This window comes from Buchnera aphidicola (Microlophium carnosum), assembly GCA_011752475.1.
Classification (GTDB): Bacteria; Pseudomonadota; Gammaproteobacteria; order Enterobacterales; family Enterobacteriaceae; genus Buchnera; species Buchnera aphidicola_BG.
The window spans coordinates 421,829-443,801 of sequence record CP048747.1; the positions used below are offsets into that span (position 1 = coordinate 421,829).

Sequence of the window (21,973 nt, forward strand, 5' to 3'; positions counted from 1 at the left end):
AAATTGTTTTTCTGATAAAGAATTTATATATAAACTTTTACATATAAATTATCTATTTAATTTAAAAATTTATCATAACTATTATTTTTATGGAATATATAAATTAAAGTCATTGAATAGTTTCTCTAATATAATGAGCTAATTTTCGAACTTTTAAATAATTTTCACCTTCAATCATAATTCTGATACACGGCTCAGTTCCAGATTGACGAACTAATACACGACTGTTTTGACCTAAAATATCTTTATAACGTGAGAGAATATTTTGTATTTTTAGATTATGTTCTAAATTTTTATCGCACGTTGAAAAAATATTCAGTAAAATCTGAGGAAATAATTTTATTTGATTTGATAGATGATATAAAGTCATATTATTATTAATCATGCTCAATAAAACTTGTAAACTAGCAATAATTCCATCACCAGTAGAATGTTTATCTAACAAAATAATATGACCTGATTTTTCACCTCCTAACATCCATTTTTTTTCTTTAATTTTTTCATATACATTACGGTCTCCTATTTGTGTAGCACAAAAAGGAATTCCAAGTTTTTTTAAACCTAAAATTACACCCATATTAGTCATCAAAGTACCTACAACACCACCTTGTAATTTATTTGTTTTTAAGTATTCTTGTGCGATAATATAAATTATTTGATCACCATCTACTTTATTTCCTAAATGATCTACCATAATTACACGATCTCCATCACCATCAAATGCTAAACCAATATCAGCTTTTTCTAACAAAACTAATTTTCTTAATTTTGCAATATTAGTAGATCCTGATTTTTTATTTATATTAACTCCATTAGGATCGATAGAAACTGTAATTACTTTTGCACCTAAATCCTGAAAAATTTTAGGTGCTATATTAAAAGTTGCACCATTAGCACAATCTAAAATAATAGTGAATTTTGACAAACTTAAATCTTTAGGAAAGGTATTTTTACAAAAGTCAATATATTGATTTTTAGGATCTATGATATTGTTAGAACAACCAAAATTTGTATAATCAGGATAAAAAAAAGTATGTTTGATTTTCTTCTCAATACAAAGTTCTATTTTTTTAGTTAATTTGACTCCATTTTTATAAAAAATTTTTATACCATTATCATAAAAAAGATTATGAGAAGCTGAAATAATAATTCCTGCAGAAGCATTTAAAGATTTAGTAAAATATGCAATCGCTGAAGTAGGGATGCAATTAGCTAATAAAGTAGATGCTCCTGTAGATAAAATACCAAATTCTAAAACAGACTGTAACATAGATCCAGAAATACGTGTATCTCTACCAATAATAATTTTTTTTGTTTTACTCTTTCCTAAAACTGTTCCAATAGAACAACCTAATCTTAATAAAAAATTTGGCGTAATTGGATCAATACCTACTTTTCCACGTATACCATCTGTTTTAAAATATTGCAAAATAGTCATAATGATTTCATTCCTATTATTATTTGAAAATAATTATATTTCGCAATAAATTATTTATTAAAAAACAAGATGAAGTTGTAATAATTTTATCACTTCATCTTATTTTAAGATACATTAAATGAAGGAATGTTAAACATTATAAAATTAATATTTTTTTAAAATAAAATTTCTGTAAAAATATATAAGAATATATAAAAATATATTTATATTTCTAAATTAAAGAAATTATTTATTTATATCTGTCTCGATCCATCCCTTTGGTCTGCGTACTTCTTTTCTGTTCATTAAATCATCAATTTGAAATGCATCAATAGTCTCATATTTTATTAAGGCTTCTTTCATGGCATGTAATATATCAATATTTTCATTTAAAATATTTCGAGCTCTGCTGTAATTAATTTCAATTAATAATTTTACTTCTTCATCAATAATTCTAGCTGTTTCATCAGACATGTGTTTTGCTTTAGCTACTGAACGTCCTAAAAATACTTCCCCTTCTTCTTCAGCATACAATAAAGGTCCTAACTTTTCTGAAAAACCCCATTGAGTAACCATATTTCGAGCTAAGTTTGTAGCTATTTTTATATCATTACAGGCACCAGTAGAAACATTTTTAGAACCGTAAATAATTTCTTCTGCTAGACGACCACCATATAAAGTAGATATTTGACTTTCTAACTTTTGACGACTGATACTAAGAATATCTGATTCTGGTAAAAAAAATGTAACGCCTAATGCTTGTCCTCTAGGAATAATAGTTACTTTATGTGCGGGATCATGATCAGGAACTAATCTTCCAATAATAACATGACCAGCTTCATGATATGCCGTAGATTCTTTTTGAAAATCACTCATAACCATCGATCTTCGTTCAGAACCCATCATCATTTTATCTTTTGCTCTTTCAAATTCCAACATAGAGACTACACGATTATCAAGTCTAGCTGCAAAAAGCGCTGCTTCATTAACTAAATTAGCTAAATCAGCACCTGAAAAACCTGGTGTCCCACGTGCAATAATCATAGGATCTACATCTTTAGATAAAGGAACTTTTCTCATATGTACTTTTAAAATTTCTTCTCTTCCACGAATATCTGGAAGTGCTACAATAACTTGACGATCAAAACGACCAGGACGTAAAAGAGCTGGATCTAAAACATCAGGTCTATTAGTAGCAGCTATTAAAATAATACCTTCATTTCCATCAAAACCATCCATTTCTACTAGCATTTGATTAAGTGTTTGTTCTCTTTCATCATGTCCTCCACCCAATCCAGCTCCTCTTTGACGACCTACGGCATCAATTTCATCAATAAAAATTATGCATGGTGCAGATTTTCTTGAATGTTCAAACATGTCTCTCACTCTTGAAGCACCTACTCCAACAAACATTTCAACAAAATCAGAACCAGAAATAGTAAAAAAAGGAACTTTAGCTTCTCCAGCTATTGCTTTAGCAAGTAACGTTTTACCAGTACCAGGTGGTCCAACCATTAATATACCCTTTGGAATTTTTCCTCCTAATTTTTGAAACCGACTAGGTTCTTTAAGATATTCTACTAATTCGCTAACTTCTTCTTTTGCTTCATCACATCCTGCAACATCTGCAAAAGTAGTTTTAATTTGATCTTCTGATAGCATGCGTGCTTTACTTTTTCCAAATGACATTGCACCTTTTCCACCACCCATTTGCATTTGACGCATAAAAAAAATCCAAACACCAATAAGTAATAGCATTGGAAACCAAGATATAAGAATTGAAATAAAAAGACTCGGTTCTTCAGGTGTTGCTCCAATAATTTTCACTCTTTTTGTTAAAAGATTATCTAAAAGTTTAGGATCATTAATAGGGATATAGGTAGTGTATTTGCTACTATCTTTTTTAGTAACACTAATCATACGTCCGTTAATATATGCTTCACGGACCTGATCTTGATTGACTTCTGATAAAAAAGTTGAATAATCAACTCTATGATTATTTATATTGTTATTATTGAAATTTTGAAAAACAGACATTAATACAACTGTAATAACTAACCAGAAGATCAGGTTTTTAACCATGTCACTCAAAGGAACAACCTCTCATTGAATCTATATTTTAAAAATAACACAGACTATTATAATTTTTATCTGGTTGCTAGAATGAATATCTCTCGAGATCTTGTTCGAGAAGTTTTAGGTTTGCAAATTTTAATTTTTGTAAATAATATATTAATTTTTTTATATAATTCATTAAAACCTTCTCCCTGAAATGATTTTAACAAAAAAATACCATTTTTTGATAAAACATGATTTGATATTTTTAATGCTAATTTAGATAATTCAATAATGCGTGGCATATCAATAGAAAAATTTCCTGTTATATTAGGAGCCATATCTGACATTACTAAATGAATTGCAGTATCACTTAAAGAACTTAGCATGGAACTGAATATTTTTTTATTACGAAGATCTCCTTGAAATATATTAACACCTGATATTGGTTTAATAGGTAATATATCACAAGCTATAATACGTCCTTTTTTTCCTATTCTATCAATAGCATATTGTGACCAACTTCCAGGCGCAGCACCTAAATCAACAACATTCATACCAATTTTAAATAACTTATTACTTGCATCTAACTGTTCTAATTTAAACCAAGCTCTCGAACGTATATTATTTTTTTTCGCTTGCTTGACATATTGATCATTAAAATGTTCTAATAACCAACGATTAGAACTACTTGATTTTTTTTTAGAAATCATATTTTCACTATTTTACATGTAATGGATCAATAAAAATTTTACAAATATTTTACTAATACTAAATAATTTTGAAAACTATATATAATTTATTTTTAAAATCTTATATTCAACATCACCACCTGGTGTGCATATTACTACAATATCATTAATTTTTTTTGCAATAAGACCTCTTGCTATTGGAGAATTAATCGAAATCAATTTTTTTTTAAAATCAGATTCGTCATCACCTACAATTTGATAAGTATATTTTTTATTATTGTTTATATTTAAAATAGTAATAGTAGCACCAAAAATTACTCTGCCATTATTCGTTATTTTTGTTATATCTATAATTTGAGCATTAGATAACTTTGATTCAATGTCTTTAATACGTCCTTCGCAAAAACTTTGTTCTTCACGAGCAGAATGATACTCAGCATTTTCTTTTAAATCACCATGTTCTCTGGCTTCTGCTATTGCTCTAATAATACGAGGACGATTTATACTTTTTAATTTTTTCAGTTCTTGACGAAGTTTTTCTACCCCTCGTACAGTCATTGGAATTAAATTAATCATATGAACACTCCACTTATTTTCTTATTTAATATTTTAAAAACAACTTTAAAAAAAATAAAAGATATTTTTAAAAGTTTAAAAAAATGTTAAATTATATTGTTGTATTAAATAACATCTATCTTTTATATAATTTTTTCACTATTAAGATTTTTATCTAACATGTCTTATAAAATATTAAGTTAAAGATGAGTAAAACAGTATTTTATCTTGATAAAATCTAATTGAATTTTATAGTTTATAAAAACATGTTTAAAATATGTAAAAAAATAAAAACATGAAATTTATTCAAGAAATTATTTAACACTTTTTGATTTAATTTGATGTTTTTCTATAAAAAATATATATTTTCATATTGAAATATACTCATCCATTTTAAAGTAAAAAATAAAATTTATCAAAATTTTAAAAATTTAGTTATGTATTCGTATATTCTCAATTAACTATCTTACTAACATTTTTAATTAATAAAATAATATTAATTCTTATTTTAAAAATTTTAATGCCACATCACATATTCAATTTAAAAGCACACTAAAAATGGATAACCAAGACATAAAATTGTTACTTGTGAAAACATTACAACTGAAAAAAGCCTACATTACAGGAGATAGCAATCATATTAATATAATTGCTATTGGAGATATTTTTAAAAGTGCTACGCAAGTACAAAGACAACAAATAGTTTATAGACCTTTAATAAATATGATCACAGAAAAATACATTCATGCTGTATCTATCATGTCTTATACACCTGAGGAATGGGAAAAAAATAACAAGAAAAATAATTCTAATCATCTATTAAAATAAAAAATTATATTAATACATAGAGATTTATTAATGCATGAATATATTACATGTAGAAGGAAATAAAAATTTAAACGGTAATGTTACTATTTCAGGCTCTAAAAATGCAGCATTACCAATTTTATTTATGACTATATTAACAGAAGAAAAAATTAAAATTAGCAATGTTCCGAATTTAACTGACATTAACATAGCACTTAAATTACTTATGTATTTAGGAGTAAAAATAAAACATAAAAAGACATTATATATTGATGCAAGCTCAATAAACATTTTTTACGCTCCATATTATCTCATTAAAAAAATTAGAGCCTCTATCTGGATATTAGGTCCTCTTTTAGCGCGTTTTGGTAAAGCTAAAATATTTTTACCTGGAGGATGCCCAATCGGGAGCAGACCTGTAGATTTACATTTAAATGGTTTAGTACAACTAGGTGCAACAATCAATTTAAAAGATGATTGTATTAATGCTTATATTAAGGGTCGTCTACAGGGGAAATATATTTTAATGGAAAAAATTAGTGTCGGTGCTACTATTACAATTATGAGTGCCGCCACTTTAGCTGAAGGTTCTACAATCATTGATAATGCTGCTCGTGAACCAGAGATTGTTGATATTGCAAAATTTTTAAATACTCTAGGAGCTAATATTATTGGTGCAGGAAGTAATAAAATATGTATAAAAGGTGTGCTAAAATTAACTGGTGGTACACATCGAATAATTCCAGATAGAATTGAAACAGGAACATTTTTAGTGGCTGCAGCAGCTTCTCAAGGTCGTATTGTTTGCCATAGAACTGAACCCAAACACTTAACCAGTGTATTAATGAAATTAACTGAAGCTGGTGCAAAAATTAAAACAGGAAAAGATTGGATTAAATTAGATATGAGAAGAAAAAGACCGAAATCTTTAAATATTTGCACTTCTCCCTATCCAGGATTTCCGACAGATATGCAAACTCAGTTTGCTTTATTAAATGCAATTTCTGAAGGTGTAGGCACTATAACTGAAACTGTATTTGAAAATCGTTTTATCTACACATCTGAACTAATTAATATGGGTGCTAAAATAAAAATTAAAAATAATACTATTATATGTTGTGGAATACCCCAATTAATATCTAATAATGTTTTTTGTAGTGATTTAAGAGCATCAGCGACACTAATATTAGCAGGATGTATTGCTGTAGGTCTTACAATAGTCAATCATACCTACCATCTTATAAGAGGATATGAGTCATTTCCTAAGAAACTAAATAAATTAGGAGCTGATATTAAAATTATATAGATATAATTTAATTTTTTTATAATCATCGATAATTTAAAAAAAAATTTTACATGAAATATATTGTGATAAAAATTTAATTATTTTTTATAACACAACTAAAAAATATACATATTAAATAACTGGAGCGTTTTATGTATGCAGTTTTTATAAGCGGTGGAAAACAATATCGAGCAATTAAAAATCAAGTTGTTAGATTAGAAAAATTAAATAATCCACTTGGTACAACTGTAGAATTTGATAAAGTTTTAATGATTTGTAATAAAGATTCTACAAAAATCGGTACTCCTTTTATAACAGGTGGTATAATAAAGGCTCATATTCAAAATCATGGTCGCCTTAAAAAAATTAAAATTATTAAATTCAATCGCCGTAAACATTACAAAAAACAGCAAGGTCATCGTCAGTACTTTACTGATGTAAAAATCATAGATATCAACAAAATTGTAAAGGAAAGTTAAATAAATGGCACATAAAAAAGCTGGCGGTTCTACTAGAAATGGACGAGATTCCAATGCTCAAAGACTAGGTGTTAAATGTTTTGGTGGTCAATTAATTTCGGCAGGCAGTATAATTGTAAAACAACGTGGAACAAAATTTCACCCCGGTAAAAATGTGCTTTGTGGAAAAGATCATACAATTTTTGCTACTGTAAAGGGAAAAGTAGAGTTTAAAAAAAAAGGATTAAAGAAAAAAACATACATAAGTATTATCAATTAAATTATAAATTATTTATATCACAAACCCCTTATTGAGGGGTTCCATTTTTTTATATAAAATATACGATTTATTAAAAAATCATTAATCTGATAAATAAAATTTTAAAATATGTAAAAACTTACAAGCATAAAAAATATTATATATGTGGATAAAAAATGAAATTTATTGATGAGACTATAATACAAGTTATTGCTGGAAATGGTGGAGACGGATGTGTTAATTTTAGAAGAGAAAAATATGTTCCTAAAGGAGGTCCAGATGGTGGGGATGGTGGGGATGGTGGGGATGTTTGGTTGGAAGCTAATAATAATTTAAATACTCTTATAGATCTGAGATTTAAAAAAAAATTTCAAGCTCAAAATGGAAAAAATGGATCAAGTAGAAAATGTTCTGGTAAAAAGGGAAATGATATAAAAATACACGTTCCTATAGGAACAAAAGTAATAAACTATCAAACACGCGAAACAATAGGAGATCTAATTCGACATAAACAAAAGATATTAATTGCTAAAGGAGGTTGGCATGGATTAGGTAATACTAGATTTAAATCCTCAACAAATAGAAGCCCTAGAAAAAGTACATTAGGTACAATAGGAGAAAAAAGAGATATTCAATTAGAATTGATTTTAATTGCTGATGTTGGAACGCTAGGAATGCCTAATGTTGGCAAATCTACTTTAGTTACAAGTATATCTGGAGCTAAAACAAAAATTGCAAATTATCCATTTACGACATTAAATCCCATTTTAGGAAGTGTAACTATTGAAAATAATAAAAAATTTATTATAGCAGATATTCCAGGTATAATTAAAGGAGCAGCTGATGGTTCTGGATTAGGAATTCGTTTCCTAAAACATTTAGAAAGATGTAAATTATTACTTCACATTGTTGATTTAGTTCCTCAAAATAATTTTCATCCAGTGCATAATATAAGTATTGTGTTAAATGAATTAAAAAAATATAATTTGAAATTATATAATAAACCAAGATGGTTAATTTTTAATAAAATAGATTTATTAAGCAAAGAAAAATTAAATAAAATAATTAATGAAATTCAAAGTCAATTTAAATTAAACGAAAAATATTATTTTATTTCTTCAATAAACAAAACTGGTATAAAAAAATTATGTTTTGATATAAGTCAATATTTAGAAAAGTAAAAAAGAACTCGGTTCGTTAAAAAACCAAGTTCTTTCAAAATAAAACTAATTGTATTTTGTTTAGATTTAACGTTTAGAAAATTGCGGACGCTTTCTAGCTTTTCGAAAACCAACTTTTTTACGTTCAACTTGACGTGAATCACGTGTCACAAATCCAGATTTTCTTAATTCAACACGAAATGATTGATTGTATTTGATTAAAGCACGAGTGATACCTTGACGAATAGCTCCTGCTTGACCAGATATACCTCCACCTTTTACTGTAATATAAATGTCAAATTTATCTATCATGTCCACTAATTCTAATGGCTGACGAACAATCATGCAAGAAGTTTCACGACCAAAGTACTCATTTAAAGAACGTTTATTTACAATAATCTTTCCATTTCCAGATCTAAGAAACACTCTAGCAGAAGAGCTTTTACGACGACCAGTACCATAGTTTTGAGTTTGAATCATTTATTTTATATACCTTTCTATCAAATGTTTAATAATTGAGGACGTTGTGCCATATGTTCATGATGTTCATTAGAAAAAACTTTTAATTTTTTAAACATAGAGCGTCCTAAAGGACCTTTTGGTAGCATACCTTTTACTGCAATTTCTATTACTCTTTCTGGATAACGCGCAATCATTTCTTCAAATCTAGAGTGTTTTATACCACCGACATAACCAGTATGATGGTAGTAAATTTTACCAATTTTTTTATTCCCTGTAACTAATATTTTCGAAGCATTTATAACAATAATATAATCTCCAGTATCAAGATGAGGAGTATATTCAACTTTATGTTTACCTCTAAGACGAAACGATAATACACTTGCTAATCTACCTAATATTTTATTAGTTGCATCTACATAATACCAATTTCTTTTAATGTTACTTGATTTAACTGAAAAAGTTTTCATATAAAATCCGATTTAAAATAATTATTTATATAGAAAATAATACTATGATTAGAACTAATAAGATATAGTAAATATATTTCACTAAAAATATATTATATAATATTCTTATATATCCAATATATAATAAAATTAATTATATCAATTATATTGATAAGAATATATATAATTGTCTATATTTATTTTATACAAAATTTTTAAAAACATTCTATTTTATGTTTAGAAATATTATATCTTTCATAGGTAATAAATTATGCCTGCTCAAAATTATTTGCTCATTTTTCGTAATAAAATTAATGATATCGATACAAAAATAGTAAAATTACTAGCAGAAAGAAAAAAATTGGTATTGAAAATAGCTCAGTCTAAAATAGAAAACAATCAAGCAATACGAGATCTAGAACGTGAAACAAAAATGTTGCAACAATTAACTTGTTTAGGAAAAGAAAACCATCTCACAACTGAATATATCACTCGATTATTTCAGTTAATAATTGAAGAATCTGTATCAACTCAAAACGAGTTATTACAAAAATTTTGTGACAATCATAAATTAACCCCTACCAATTTTTCTTTTCTTGGTCCTAAAGGTTCGTACTCTCATATTGCCGCTTGTGAATACGCAGAGCGAAATTTTCAAAAATGTATTACAAATGAATGTTCAACATTCGAAGAAGTGATTTTATCAGTCGAAAATAATGAATCAGATTATGCCGTTTTACCAATTGAAAATACTTGCTCTGGTTCTATTAATGACGTTTTTAATCTTTTAAAAAATACAAACCTATTCATTGTTGGAGAAATTAATATTTCTATAAACCATTGTTTGCTTACTCTTAAAAAAATTGAATTACATAAAATTAAAACAGTATATAGTCATCCTCAACCATTTCAACAATGTAGTAATTTTATTAAACAATTTCCAAAATGGAAGATTAAATATACTAAAAGTACAGCAGATGCAATGAAAAAAATTACTAAATACAATGAAATAACTAATGCAGTACTAGGAAGTGAAATAGGAAGTAAAATTTATGGATTGACAGTCTTAACTAAAAATTTAGCAAACAAAGAAAAAAATATTACAAGATTTATTTTATTAAATCGAAATCCTGTAAAAATTTCTCAAAAAATACCTACTAAAACAACATTGATATTTAGCACAGGACAAGAATCAGGAGCTCTTACTAAAGTACTATTAATATTACAAGAAAAGAAATTAATTATGAAAAAATTAACTTCACAAACAGTTGATAAAAATCCATGGGAAGAAATGTTTTATATTGATATTCAAGTTAATTTGTCATCAGTTCTAATGCAAGATGCTCTTAAAAAAATTAAAAAGATCACTAAATTTATAAAAATTTTAGGCTGTTATCCTAGCGAAAATATAGTTCCAATAGTACCGTAAAGATTTTCTAAAGATATATTTTTCTTAAATAAAAAAATTTATTTATTAGATAAAAAAGTTAAAAATCATTTTTGAATTTTTTTATTTTTTTTAAAAATAAAAAAATTATTAATTTTTAATTAATAAATATTATACTTTAAACATAAGTATTATCTTAAATAAGATACCAAGAAATTTAATATGAGTAATTAAAGAATGTTCAAAAATTTAACTCAGCGTCTTTCAAATAGTTTAAAAAAAATTATAAATAAAGGAAGACTTACAGAAGAAAACATTAAAGATACTATAAGAGAAGTCCGAAAAGCATTATTAGAAGCAGATGTAACACTATCTGTAATAAAAAAGTTTATAGAAAATGTTAAAACAAAATCAATTGGCCATAAAATCAATCATAGTTTAACTCCTGGACAAGAATTTATTAAAATAGTTAAACATGAATTAATATTGACTATGGGGAAAAAAAATAATGCTTTAAATTTATCTGTTGAACCACCAGCAGTAATACTAATAGTTGGGTTGCAAGGATCAGGAAAAACTACTAGTTTAGCAAAACTAGGAAAATGGATTAAAGATAAATACAAGAAAAAAATATTAATTGCATCTACTGATATTTATCGTGCAGCTGCTATTAAACAACTTCAAATATTATCTCAGCAAATCAAAGTAGATTTTTTTTCATCCAGTGAAAATCAAACACCAATAGAAATAACTACACAAGCAATAAAATATGCCCAATTGAAATTATATGACATTTTATTAATTGACACAGCAGGACGTTTGCATATTGATAAAAAAATGATGGATGAAATTCAACAAATACAAAATGTATCAAAACCCATTGAAACATTATTGGTAGTAGATTCAATGATGGGACAAGATGCGATAAACATGGCGAAAATATTTAATAATGATTTATTGATATCTGGTATAATATTAACTAAAACAGATGGTGATTCTAGAAGTGGAATTGCCTTATCTATGCGATATATCACTGGAAAAACTATTAAATTCATAGGAACAGGAGAAAAAATAACATCATTAGAAGCATTTTATCCAGAAAGAATAGTTGATAGAATTCTAGGAATGAATGATATTACGTCTCTTATTGAAGACATTGAAGAAAAAGTAGATCAATCACAGATTCAAAAATTAACAAAAAAATTAAAAAAAGGTCATGATTTTAATTTAAATGATTTCTTAACGCAAATCAAACAAATGAAAAAAATAGGAGGTTTGAATTATTTTCGAGAAAAATTTTCTATCAATCATCAATTATCTAATAATATGTCATTATTAAATACAGATGAAAATACTTTAAAAAAAGCAGAAGCAATGATATGTTCTATGACACATAACGAAAGAATAAAACCAATAATCATAAAGGGATCAAGAAAGCGTAGAATAGCTTTAGGTTCTGGAACACAAATACAAGATGTAAATAAATTATTAAAAAATTTTGATGATATACGAAGAATTATGAAAAAAATTAAAACTGATGGAATAACAAAAGTAATGCGGGGAATAAAAAACATGCTTTCTCAAAAATTATATTAAAAAGACATAGATTTACTAAGTTTTTGATTTTTTAGTTTATTTACAATAATCCTATTAATTTAATAACTGTTAAGAAGAAAAAATATGGTAAAAATTCGTTTAGCTAGATATGGAACAAAAAAACGTCCTTTTTATAAAATGGTAGTAGCCGACAGTCGTTTTTCTAGAAATGGACGTTTTATTGAACGTTTAGGATATTTTAATCCTATTGCTAAGGGAAAGTCTGAAATATTAAAATTAGATTTAGAACGTATTGCACATTGGACCAATCAAGGTGCTCAAATGTCAGAACGAACTAAAAAACTCATTAAACTACTAAATACAAAGAGGTAATGTTATAAATATTAGTATCAATGCACCAAATAAACCACTAACAATAGGAAGAGTTGGGAAGTCTTATGGAATATTAGGTTGGATAAATATTTTTTCTTTTACAGAAGAGCGAGAAAAAATATTTAATTATTTTCCATGGTTTTTTTGTAAAGAAAAAAAATGGACAAGAATTTGTATTAAAAATTGGAAAAAACATAAAAATCATTTTATTGTTCGTATACAAGGCATTTCTGATCGATCAATAATTGGAAAATTTACTAATTCAGAAATAGTCATTAGCAGTCATACACTACCTATGTTAAAAAAAAATCATTACTACTGGAATGATATTATTAGATATCAAGTATTTAATACAGAACAGTGTTATTTAGGCATCGTAATTAATTTAATAAGGACAAAAAATAATGACGTTCTTGTAGTAAAAAATAAACTAAATATATTTAAAAAAAATATATTAATTCCATTTATTGAAAATATAATAATAAAAAATGTAGATACTAAAAAAAAATGTATATTAGTGCAATGGAACTAAATCATATACTCTAAATGAATAAAAAACATAATGATACCATAATATGGTTTAATATTATTACTATTTTCCCAGAAATGTTCCGTGCAATTATTGATTTTGGCATCATCGGACAAGCAATTAAAAAAAAAATTATTAATATTGATTTTTTTAATCCAAGAAATTTTAGTAAAAATAAATATCAATCTGTAGACGATCGTCCTTATGGAGGAGGACCTGGAATGTTAATGAGTGTCGAACCATTATATCTAGCTATTCAAGAGGCTAAATCGAGATTAAAAAATGCAACTGTTATTTATTTATCTCCTCAAGGAAAAGAATTAAAACAAAGTAATATAAAAGAATTCATCGAAAAAAAAAGAATTATTTTCATATGTGGTCGATATGAAGGTATAGACCAACGGATTATTGATAATCAAGTTAATGAAGAATGGTCTATCGGTAGCTATATACTTAGTGGAGGAGAAATAGCTGCTATGGTTATGATTGACTCTATTTCTCGATTAATTCCAGGTGTCATTAAAACAAAAAAATCAATAGAAGAAGATTCTTTTTCGAATAATTTATTAGATTATCCTAGTTATACTCGACCTAAGATAATACAAAACATGTCAGTACCTAAAGTATTATTGTCTGGAAACCATAATCAAATTCGGATTTGGCGTTTAAAACAGTCACTTGGAACAACATGGCTTAGACGTCCTGATCTTATAAAAAAAAAAATACTCACAAAGGAAGAAGAAATTCTGCTAGATGAATTTAAGAAAACATTTAGAGAAAAGAATGATTATTAATTTCTTTAGTTATCTGAATTAAAGAGGAAATCATGCTCAATATAATTCATAAAATTGAAAAAGAACAAATAAAAAAAAATATACCTATTTTTAGACCAGGAGACACTTTAGAAGTTAAAGTTTGGGTTATTGAAGGTTCTAAAAAACGTCTACAATCTTTTGAAGGAATAGTAATAGCAATAAAAAATCGTCATTTAAATTCATCTTTTACTGTTCGAAAAATATCTAATGGAGAAGGTATTGAAAGAGTTTTTCAAACACATTCTCACAGTATTGATGAAATCATTATAAAAAGAAAAGGTTTAGTTAGAAAAGCTAAATTATATTATTTAAGAAGTCGAACTGGTAAAGCTGCTCGTATTAAAGAACGACTGAATTAATTTTAATATGCAGTCATGACAAAATACTCTTGACTGCATTATTTTTTATAAAATATTAAGTATAATCAATATTTTTTCAAAAATTACACGGTTCCACCTATAGTTAAATTTTCTAATTTCATAGATGGCTGACCTATTCCAACTGGAATATTTTGACCATTTTTTCCACATATACCCATTCCTTGATCCATCTTTAAATCATTACCAACCATTGATATTTGTTGCATAACTTCTAAACCTGATCCTATTAAAGTCGTGTTTTTAATAGGTGTAAGAATTTTTCCTTGCTTAATCAAATAGGCTTCTGAAGTAGAAAATACAAATTTTCCAGAAGTAATATCAACTTGACCTCCAGAAAAGTTTACAGCATAGATTCCATAATCAACGCTTTTAATTATATCATCTATTTTAGATTTTCCAGATAACATATAAGTATTAGTCATACGAGGCATGGGTAAACATGAATAAGATTCACGACGTCCATTTCCAGTAGACTTCATGCCCATTAAACGTGCATTAAGTTTATCTTGCATGTATTTTTTTAGTATTCCATTTTTAATTAAAATATTATATTGTCCAGGAGTACCTTCATCATCGATACTTAATGATCCACGTTGATCTTTAATTGTGCCATCATCAATAATAGTACATAATTCTGATGCAACTTTTTTGCCAATCATATTAGTAAAAATTGAAGTTCCCTTTCTATTAAAATCACCTTCTAAACCATGACCTACTGCTTCATGTAATAAAACACCTGGCCATCCAGAACCTAATATCACTGGAAATGTTCCTGAAGGAGCTTCTTTTGAAGATAAATTTAATAAAGCTATACGCACTGCTTCTCTAGACCAATAATCAATCCTAATTTCTCTTGCAGAATCATCTTTATTTAAAAAAAAGTTATAATCGGTACGACTGCCTCCACCACTGCGACCACGCTCTCTTTTTCCATGATCTTCAACTAAAACACTAATTGAAAATTGCACTGACGGTCTTATATCTGCTACTAAATTTCCCTCAGTAGAAGCAATTAAAACTTGTTCATAAGATCCTGTCAAAGTTGCATTTACTTCTATAACACGATGATCAAGACTACGTGCTATATGATTTGCTCTATAAAGAAGATCAATTTTGTCTCTAGAAGAAAATATTTGTAAAGGATTATTAGTACTGTAAAAAGGTTTTGTTTCTTTTTTTGATAAGGTTTTTATTTTTCCTAAACCTTCCATAAAAATAATACTACTTGCTTTTTTAGTACTTGTTCTCAAAGAATTTATTGATATTTGATCTGCGTATGCAAATCCTGTACTTTCTCCTTGAATAGCTCTCACTCCAATACCTTCGTCAGAATGATAATTTCCCTCTTTTATGATTCCATTTTCTAACGACCAAGATTCATGAATATGAGATTGAAAATAAAGATCCCCATAATCTAACTTACGGGTACAAAGTTCTTCTAAAGAAACAAAAATATCTTGATGGTTTATTTTATTTGCAGTTAATAAAGATTCAGCAACTAATTCAAATATCATTTAAACTCACTTAATTTATGATAATATTATAAATATTGATTATAAAAGATAAAAAAAATAAAAAATATTTTTTTAAAATTATATTTTAGTATACTTACTATATAATGATTTAAAAGAGATTAACATGAAACATATTAAAAATATATTATTAATAAATGGACCTAATTTAAATCTTCTAGGAACAAGAGAAACTGTAATTTATGGAAACATAACTTTATCTGATTTGTTAAACAGTTTAGAATGCAAAGCAAAAAAACTCAATCTTTGTTTACATCACATACAATCTAATGCAGAACATATATTAATTGATAAAATTCATTCTTCTAGAAAAAAAATTGATTATATAATAATTAATCCAGCAGCATTTACACATACTAGTATAGCTATCAGAGACGCATTAATCGCAGTTAATATTCCTTTTATTGAAGTTCATATTTCAAATATTTATTCTAGAGAAAACTTTCGTTCTCATTCATGGTTGTCTGATATTTCTCAAGGCGTGATTTGTGGACTAGGTCTAGATGGTTATTATTGGGCACTAAAGACAATATCTAATAGACTTATCAATTTGAAAAATCATAAATCATAACATGAATAAATAAAATTATTTTCAGAATTAAAAAATAATGTCAAAAAATATAAATGATTTATATATTGCATATAATAAAAAAATTCTGATAAGAATTAGAAATATACTTTTGCACTCTCTTGAATTGTTATCAAAACAGAAAGTGCAACTAAAAAAATCTAAAAAAATCTTTAAAATAATTAATTCATATTATATTTTTTTAATTTTTTCCGTAATGTACTACGATTTATTCCCATCATCAAAGCAGCACGTGTTTGATTTCCTCTAGTATGCTGCATTATTATATCTAAAAGCGGCTGCTCTAATTCAGCTAATGCCAATTCATATAAATTATTTACATATTTATCATTTACATGTAATAAATAGTATTTTAAAGATTTTTTAATCAATTCACGCAAAGGTTTTCTGATATTTTTATCTGCAGTATTTGGAGTAGATAAAAACGAATATTCTGTATTTATTTTTTTTTCAAGCATGATACTATCGACTCTTAATGTTTTTACAAATTAAATAATATGTTTTATTGAAAATAAATACAATAAATAAAAAAAAATTGTTAAATATTTGATATTCGTAAAATAAGTTCTTGCATGTCTTGAGGAAGGGGGATTGTCCAAGATATTAAGTTTTTAGTAATAGGATGATGAAAAGAAAGATACTTAGCATGTAATGCTTGACGAAAAAATTTGTATGTTTTATTAGTATTTTTATCTTTTATATAATCTAGTTGAATATTAGAACCACCATAATAAGGATCTCCAACTAATGGATATTTAATATATAACATATGAACGCGAATTTGATGAGTACGTCCTGTTTCTAATTTTATTGCTATATGTGTATGCAATTTAAAACGATTGATTATTCTATAATGTGTTACTGATTGTTTTCCTAAATGATGAACCATCATACACATCCTTTTAGTATGATTCCGCATTATAGGCTCTTGTATAGTGCCACCTGAAATCATTACCCCCTTAACAACTGCTTCATATTCTCGGATAATTTTTCTTTTTTTCAATAACTCTAATAAATAATTATAAGAAAAAATAGTTTTTGCAATTACCATTAATCCACTAGTATCTTTATCTAAACGATGAACTATCCCTGCACGAGGCAAATTTTCAATATTTTTATAATGATACAATAAAGAATTTAAAATTGTTCCTTTTGTATTTCCAGATCCCGGATGCACAACTAAACCAGCAGGTTTATTAATTACTAATATAGCATCGTCTTCATAAATAATATTTAAAAAAATATTTTCGGGAATATTCAATAATACATCTTTAGTCAAAGGATATATGGTAAGAATCTCTCCTCCTAAAATTTTTTTATCGGGTTGATTTACAATTCTTTTATTAACAAGTACCCGGTTCATAATAATTAAATTTTTCAAGTAAGAACGAGAATATTTTTTAAAATATTTAGACAAAACTAGATCTAATCTCTGTCCTAATAATGAAAAACATGATGCAATAGCATTTAATTCTACTATTTTCAATATAATCATCCTTATTATAAAATAAATGTTCTTATAAATTTCACACTGAATCTTTAATATTTCAGAATATGATATTCTATTTTTAGAATATGATATTCTATTTTTAGAATATGATATTCTATATAATTGGAAACATGAATATTTTTAATAAAAAGTTTTATTAATTTAAATTGAATATATGATAATGAAAAAAAATAACAGTATTATATTTATTTTTATGGTTTTATTCTTTAACTTTACAGTTCACTCAAAATCTTTAAGTAATAATTATTTTATAGAAACGTATACTCTCTATGAAAAATCTAAGAAAGAATTAAGAGAAGAACATTTTGATAATGCTATATTGATATTAGAAAAAATAAAAAAAAATAATATCATTAATTTTCATGATGATGAAATTAAGATGCATTTAATTTATGCTTACTATAAAAATTCAAATTTTAATATGGCTCAAAAAAATATACAAGAATTTATACATTTTTATCCCAACCACCCTCATTTAGATTATGTTATATATATGCAATGTTTAATTAACATCTCTTTAGATAAAGATGTATTTTTTAATATTTTTCCTATAAATTACTATAAAAATGATCTTAATTATGCAATACATGCATTCTTTCAATTAAGGTATTTTATTTATCAATATCCTCAAAGCCTATATGTTGTAAATGCTAAAAAAAACTTAATCTATCTAAAAAATCGTTTAGCCGAACATGATTTTTCAATCTTAAAATTTTATTTTCTTCATAAAGAATATATAGCAGTTGTAAATAGAGGAGAAGAAATAATTCAAAAATACTCAGAAACACCAGCTGCACGAAAAGCTCTCGTATATATAGAAAAATCTTATAACGCATTAAAAATTTTTGATACAGCAAAAAAAATATCAAAAATAATTTTACTAAATAAAATTCAAGATGCTTAAAAATTCAATATAAATTTTATTATACATTTTTTAGAATATTTTTTATTAACATGTTTTTATAATTATTTTAACAATAAAAAAAGCAAGGAATTCTACTGTTAGAGTACTTTATATAATTAATATTTATTTTTATATTAATAAGAAAAATAATGAATAAAACAACAAATCAAATACGTCAAGACTTTTTAAATTTTTTTATAGAAAAAAAACACATAATTATTCCAAGTAGTTCTTTAGTACCACATAATGATTCTACATTATTGTTTACTAATGCAGGTATGAATCAATTCAAAGAAATTTTTTTAGGTGAAAAAAAAAGCAAATACTCACGTATAGCTACTGTTCAAAGATGTTTAAGAACTGGAGGCAAACATAACGATTTAGACAATGTAGGATACACTTCAAAACATCATACATTTTTTGAAATGCTTGGTAATTTTAGTTTTGGAGACTATTTTAAACAAAAAGCAATTGAGTATGCTTGGGAATTATTAACATCAAAAAAATGGTTTAATATACCGAAAAAAAAATTATGGGTCTCAGTATACAAAGATGATAGTGAAACATATAAAATATGGAAAAATATCATAAAAATACCTTCTGAACGTATTATCAACATCGGTGATAAAAACAATATACAATATGATTCTGAAAATTTTTGGCAAATGGGTGACAACGGTCCATGCGGACCATGTACTGAAATATTTTATGATTATGAAAATAAAATTATAGATAATCCATTAGAATTTTTAGAAAATAAAAATGGTCGTTTTGTTGAAATCTGGAATATTGTTTTTATAGAATTTAATCGTGTTTCAAAGACAAAAATTATTTCTTTAAAAAATAAATCTATAGATACAGGAATGGGATTAGAAAGAATATCTGCTGTTTTACAAAATGTTTACTCTAATTATAATATTGATATATTTCAAGAATTAATAAAAACTATATACACATTAAGTTCTGTAAATAATTCAAATAATGTTTCTTTACAAGTTATAGCAGATCATATTAGAGCTTGTTCATATATTATTGCAGATCATATTATCCCTTCAAATGAACATCGAGGTTATGTATTAAGAAGGATTATCAGAAGAGCATTAAGACATGGTCATAAAATTGGAATGAAAAAAAATTTTTTTTATAAATTAGTTTCTAGTGTAATTAAAGTCATGGGAAAAACCGCTGATATTTTAAAAGAAAAAAAAGAAAAAATAGAAGAAATTTTAAAAACAGAAGAAATGCAATTTTCTGAAACCCTTGATAAAGGTTTAAAAACATTGAATTGTGAAATAAAAAAAATACACAATAATATACTTCCTGGTAACATTGCATTTTATCTTTATGATACTTTTGGATTCCCAATTGATTTGACAGAAGATGTTTGTCGTGAAAAAAATATAAAAATAGATTACACTGGCTATAAATTAGCTAAAGAAAAACAAAAAAAACAATCCGATATCAAGAAAAAATTTCATAAAAATTATAATGATACTATCATTATAAATGATAACTGTGTTTTTGAAGGTTACAAAAAGAATACAACACAATCATTAGTAAAATACATTTTTGTAAATAATCAACCTGTTGCAAATATTACAGAAAATGAAAATGGAATTATTTTTCTTAACAAGACACCATTTTATAGTGAATCAGGCGGTCAAGTAGGTGATATAGGTCACTTATATTCTGAAAAAGCATCTTTTATAGTAAAAAATACAAAAAAATATGGGAAAACAATAGGACATATTGGAAAATTAATTTCAGGAGAAATTAAGATTAATGATTCAATTTGTAGTCAAATTAATAAAGATTACAGGAATTCTGTTCAATTGAATCATTCAGCAACACATTTATTGCATGCTGCGTTACGAATAACTTTAGGAGATAACATTACTCAAAAAGGTTCTTTGGTAACTAATACATATTTACGGTTTGATTTTTCTTATTTTATGCCAATAGAAAAATCTCAAATACATACGATTGAACATATTATTAATATGAATATTCGTAATAATATTAAAATTGAAACTCAAAAACTAACTTTAGAGGAAGCTAAGAAAAAAAACGCAATAGCTTTATTTGATAATCAATATAGTTCTATTGTAAGAGTTGTATTTATAAATAATTTTTCTATTGAACTTTGTGGTGGAACACATGTTAAAAGAACTGGTGATATTGGACTATTTAAAATTATTTCTCAATCAAGCATAGCATCAGGAATCAAAAGAATTGAAGCCGTCACAGGAGAAAAAGCTATAGATTATTTGCATGAAAAAGAGAATTATATCAGAGATATATCTCTGATATTGAATTGTAATAGTTTTGATATTAAAGAAAAAACAAAAAAACTTACAAAAAAAATCAAAATTTTAGAAAATAAAATACATCAAATACAAAACAAAGAAAATATAAAGAACATCCAAGAATTACTTAAAAATGCTACTGATATCAACGGAATAAAATTTTTAGAAAAAATATTTTATAATTATGAACATAAATTATTAAGGATAATAATTGATCAACTAAAAAAAGAAGTAAACAATGGAATCATCATCTTAATAAACATAAAAAATAGTCGTTTTACTATTCTTGTCGGAGTCACAAAAGATTTACTTAATCAAATCACAGCAATAAAAATTATGGACATGATTATAAATCAAACAAATGGAAAAGGAGGAGGAAAAAAAGAAATTGCTGAAGGAGGTGGAATTTATACAAAACAACTACTTATTCTGTTAAAAAATGCAAAATCATGGATTATTCAACACTTAAATAAAAAATAAAAATAACAAGTATTTT

23 protein-coding genes are annotated in these 21,973 nt (G+C 25.9%); 14 read left to right on the forward strand and 9 right to left on the reverse strand.

The window, feature by feature from the left end; genetic code table 11:
* Nucleotides 1-109: 109 nt before the first annotated feature.
* The 4 genes from glmM to greA form a co-directional block, all read right to left on the reverse strand.
* Nucleotides 110-1,438: a phosphoglucosamine mutase gene (gene glmM, locus G4A98_01905; GenBank protein ID QIQ41965.1), complete on the reverse strand. Its 1,329-nt coding sequence runs from the start codon at nt 1,436-1,438 to the stop codon at nt 110-112.
* Between the two features lie 225 nt (nt 1,439-1,663).
* The gene (gene ftsH, locus G4A98_01910; protein ID QIQ41966.1) at nt 1,664-3,499 is read right to left on the reverse strand and encodes an ATP-dependent zinc metalloprotease FtsH; all 1,836 of its coding nucleotides are present in this window, start codon (nt 3,497-3,499) and stop codon (nt 1,664-1,666) included.
* A 65-nt stretch (nt 3,500-3,564) separates the two neighbouring features.
* A complete protein-coding gene (gene rlmE, locus G4A98_01915) occupies nt 3,565-4,185 on the reverse strand; it encodes a 23S rRNA (uridine(2552)-2'-O)-methyltransferase RlmE (protein QIQ41967.1) in 621 nt (206 codons plus the stop codon).
* 75 nt (nt 4,186-4,260) lie between these two features.
* Nucleotides 4,261-4,740, reverse strand: coding sequence for a transcription elongation factor GreA (gene greA, locus G4A98_01920; protein ID QIQ41968.1), 480 nt, complete (start codon nt 4,738-4,740; stop codon nt 4,261-4,263).
* A 537-nt stretch (nt 4,741-5,277) separates the two neighbouring features.
* Between greA and G4A98_01925 the strand changes: the two genes are divergently transcribed.
* The 5 genes from G4A98_01925 (at nt 5,278) to cgtA (ending at nt 8,709) form a co-directional block, all read left to right on the forward strand.
* A complete protein-coding gene (locus G4A98_01925; GenBank protein QIQ41969.1) occupies nt 5,278-5,547 on the forward strand; it encodes a BolA/IbaG family iron-sulfur metabolism protein in 270 nt (89 codons plus the stop codon).
* A gap of 34 nt (nt 5,548-5,581) precedes the next feature.
* A complete protein-coding gene (gene murA, locus G4A98_01930) occupies nt 5,582-6,832 on the forward strand; it encodes a UDP-N-acetylglucosamine 1-carboxyvinyltransferase (protein QIQ41970.1) in 1,251 nt (416 codons plus the stop codon).
* Nucleotides 6,833-6,963: 131 nt separating this feature from the next.
* The gene (rplU, locus tag G4A98_01935) at nt 6,964-7,290 is read left to right on the forward strand and encodes a 50S ribosomal protein L21 (protein ID QIQ41971.1); all 327 of its coding nucleotides are present in this window, start codon (nt 6,964-6,966) and stop codon (nt 7,288-7,290) included.
* Between the two features lie 4 nt (nt 7,291-7,294).
* Nucleotides 7,295-7,549, forward strand: a complete 255-nt coding sequence (gene rpmA / locus G4A98_01940; protein QIQ41972.1) for a 50S ribosomal protein L27 — start codon at nt 7,295-7,297, stop codon at nt 7,547-7,549.
* Nucleotides 7,550-7,704: 155 nt separating this feature from the next.
* The gene (cgtA, locus tag G4A98_01945; protein QIQ41973.1) at nt 7,705-8,709 is read left to right on the forward strand and encodes an Obg family GTPase CgtA; all 1,005 of its coding nucleotides are present in this window, start codon (nt 7,705-7,707) and stop codon (nt 8,707-8,709) included.
* Between the two features lie 66 nt (nt 8,710-8,775).
* Here cgtA and rpsI read toward each other — a convergent pair whose 3' ends face one another.
* Nucleotides 8,776-9,168 (reverse strand): 30S ribosomal protein S9, encoded by a 393-nt coding sequence (gene rpsI, locus G4A98_01950; GenBank protein QIQ41974.1) that lies wholly within the window; start codon nt 9,166-9,168, stop codon nt 8,776-8,778.
* A 20-nt stretch (nt 9,169-9,188) separates the two neighbouring features.
* The gene (gene rplM, locus G4A98_01955; protein ID QIQ41975.1) at nt 9,189-9,617 is read right to left on the reverse strand and encodes a 50S ribosomal protein L13; all 429 of its coding nucleotides are present in this window, start codon (nt 9,615-9,617) and stop codon (nt 9,189-9,191) included.
* A 250-nt stretch (nt 9,618-9,867) separates the two neighbouring features.
* Here rplM and G4A98_01960 point away from each other — a divergent pair, with 250 nt between their 5' ends.
* The 6 genes from G4A98_01960 (at nt 9,868) to rplS (ending at nt 14,615) form a co-directional block, all read left to right on the forward strand.
* A complete protein-coding gene (locus tag G4A98_01960; protein ID QIQ41976.1) occupies nt 9,868-11,025 on the forward strand; it encodes a chorismate mutase in 1,158 nt (385 codons plus the stop codon).
* Between the two features lie 195 nt (nt 11,026-11,220).
* Nucleotides 11,221-12,579: a signal recognition particle protein gene (gene ffh / locus G4A98_01965; protein QIQ41977.1), complete on the forward strand. Its 1,359-nt coding sequence runs from the start codon at nt 11,221-11,223 to the stop codon at nt 12,577-12,579.
* A gap of 84 nt (nt 12,580-12,663) precedes the next feature.
* The gene (gene rpsP / locus G4A98_01970; protein QIQ41978.1) at nt 12,664-12,912 is read left to right on the forward strand and encodes a 30S ribosomal protein S16; all 249 of its coding nucleotides are present in this window, start codon (nt 12,664-12,666) and stop codon (nt 12,910-12,912) included.
* Between the two features lie 16 nt (nt 12,913-12,928).
* Entirely contained in the window at nt 12,929-13,444 is a 516-nt protein-coding gene (gene rimM, locus G4A98_01975) for a ribosome maturation factor RimM (GenBank protein ID QIQ42170.1), read from the forward strand.
* A gap of 14 nt (nt 13,445-13,458) precedes the next feature.
* Nucleotides 13,459-14,235 (forward strand): tRNA (guanosine(37)-N1)-methyltransferase TrmD, encoded by a 777-nt coding sequence (trmD, locus tag G4A98_01980; protein ID QIQ41979.1) that lies wholly within the window; start codon nt 13,459-13,461, stop codon nt 14,233-14,235.
* Between the two features lie 32 nt (nt 14,236-14,267).
* Nucleotides 14,268-14,615, forward strand: a complete 348-nt coding sequence (gene rplS / locus G4A98_01985) for a 50S ribosomal protein L19 (protein ID QIQ41980.1) — start codon at nt 14,268-14,270, stop codon at nt 14,613-14,615.
* 83 nt (nt 14,616-14,698) lie between these two features.
* Here rplS and tldD read toward each other — a convergent pair whose 3' ends face one another.
* Complete coding sequence (gene tldD, locus G4A98_01990; protein QIQ41981.1) at nt 14,699-16,150, reverse strand: metalloprotease TldD; 1,452 nt, start codon at nt 16,148-16,150, stop codon at nt 14,699-14,701.
* A 124-nt stretch (nt 16,151-16,274) separates the two neighbouring features.
* On the opposite strand from tldD, the gene aroQ reads away from it, so the two are divergent.
* Nucleotides 16,275-16,739, forward strand: coding sequence for a type II 3-dehydroquinate dehydratase (gene aroQ / locus G4A98_01995; GenBank protein QIQ41982.1), 465 nt, complete (start codon nt 16,275-16,277; stop codon nt 16,737-16,739).
* 179 nt (nt 16,740-16,918) lie between these two features.
* Here aroQ and fis read toward each other — a convergent pair whose 3' ends face one another.
* Entirely contained in the window at nt 16,919-17,215 is a 297-nt protein-coding gene (gene fis, locus G4A98_02000) for a DNA-binding transcriptional regulator Fis (protein QIQ41983.1), read from the reverse strand.
* 80 nt (nt 17,216-17,295) lie between these two features.
* A complete protein-coding gene (rluD, locus tag G4A98_02005; protein QIQ41984.1) occupies nt 17,296-18,243 on the reverse strand; it encodes a 23S rRNA pseudouridine(1911/1915/1917) synthase RluD in 948 nt (315 codons plus the stop codon).
* A 184-nt stretch (nt 18,244-18,427) separates the two neighbouring features.
* Between rluD and G4A98_02010 the strand changes: the two genes are divergently transcribed.
* Both G4A98_02010 and alaS read left to right on the forward strand, forming a co-directional pair.
* A complete protein-coding gene (locus G4A98_02010; protein QIQ41985.1) occupies nt 18,428-19,171 on the forward strand; it encodes an outer membrane protein assembly factor BamD in 744 nt (247 codons plus the stop codon).
* A gap of 149 nt (nt 19,172-19,320) precedes the next feature.
* On the forward strand, nt 19,321-21,957 hold the full coding sequence (gene alaS, locus G4A98_02015) for an alanine--tRNA ligase (GenBank protein QIQ41986.1): 2,637 nt from the start codon (nt 19,321-19,323) through the stop codon (nt 21,955-21,957).
* The last annotated feature ends 16 nt before the right edge of the window (nt 21,958-21,973 follow it).

Coding starts and splice junctions, on each gene's coding strand:
- cgtA (QIQ41973.1), top strand. CDS start 7,705: ATGAAATTTATTGATGAGACTATAATACAAGTTATTGCTGGAAATGGT.
- ffh (QIQ41977.1), top strand. CDS start 11,221: ATGTTCAAAAATTTAACTCAGCGTCTTTCAAATAGTTTAAAAAAAATT.
- rpsI (QIQ41974.1), bottom strand. CDS start 9,168: ATGATTCAAACTCAAAACTATGGTACTGGTCGTCGTAAAAGCTCTTCT.
- rlmE (QIQ41967.1), bottom strand. CDS start 4,185: ATGATTTCTAAAAAAAAATCAAGTAGTTCTAATCGTTGGTTATTAGAA.
- rplS (QIQ41980.1), top strand. CDS start 14,268: ATGCTCAATATAATTCATAAAATTGAAAAAGAACAAATAAAAAAAAAT.
- G4A98_01925 (QIQ41969.1), top strand. CDS start 5,278: ATGGATAACCAAGACATAAAATTGTTACTTGTGAAAACATTACAACTG.
- greA (QIQ41968.1), bottom strand. CDS start 4,740: ATGATTAATTTAATTCCAATGACTGTACGAGGGGTAGAAAAACTTCGT.
- rplM (QIQ41975.1), bottom strand. CDS start 9,617: ATGAAAACTTTTTCAGTTAAATCAAGTAACATTAAAAGAAATTGGTAT.
- fis (QIQ41983.1), bottom strand. CDS start 17,215: ATGCTTGAAAAAAAAATAAATACAGAATATTCGTTTTTATCTACTCCA.
- G4A98_02010 (QIQ41985.1), top strand. CDS start 18,428: ATGAAAAAAAATAACAGTATTATATTTATTTTTATGGTTTTATTCTTT.
- rplU (QIQ41971.1), top strand. CDS start 6,964: ATGTATGCAGTTTTTATAAGCGGTGGAAAACAATATCGAGCAATTAAA.
- rpsP (QIQ41978.1), top strand. CDS start 12,664: ATGGTAAAAATTCGTTTAGCTAGATATGGAACAAAAAAACGTCCTTTT.
- glmM (QIQ41965.1), bottom strand. CDS start 1,438: ATGACTATTTTGCAATATTTTAAAACAGATGGTATACGTGGAAAAGTA.
- G4A98_01960 (QIQ41976.1), top strand. CDS start 9,868: ATGCCTGCTCAAAATTATTTGCTCATTTTTCGTAATAAAATTAATGAT.
- alaS (QIQ41986.1), top strand. CDS start 19,321: ATGAATAAAACAACAAATCAAATACGTCAAGACTTTTTAAATTTTTTT.
- rpmA (QIQ41972.1), top strand. CDS start 7,295: ATGGCACATAAAAAAGCTGGCGGTTCTACTAGAAATGGACGAGATTCC.
- tldD (QIQ41981.1), bottom strand. CDS start 16,150: ATGATATTTGAATTAGTTGCTGAATCTTTATTAACTGCAAATAAAATA.
- ftsH (QIQ41966.1), bottom strand. CDS start 3,499: ATGGTTAAAAACCTGATCTTCTGGTTAGTTATTACAGTTGTATTAATG.
- trmD (QIQ41979.1), top strand. CDS start 13,459: ATGAATAAAAAACATAATGATACCATAATATGGTTTAATATTATTACT.
- murA (QIQ41970.1), top strand. CDS start 5,582: ATGAATATATTACATGTAGAAGGAAATAAAAATTTAAACGGTAATGTT.
- aroQ (QIQ41982.1), top strand. CDS start 16,275: ATGAAACATATTAAAAATATATTATTAATAAATGGACCTAATTTAAAT.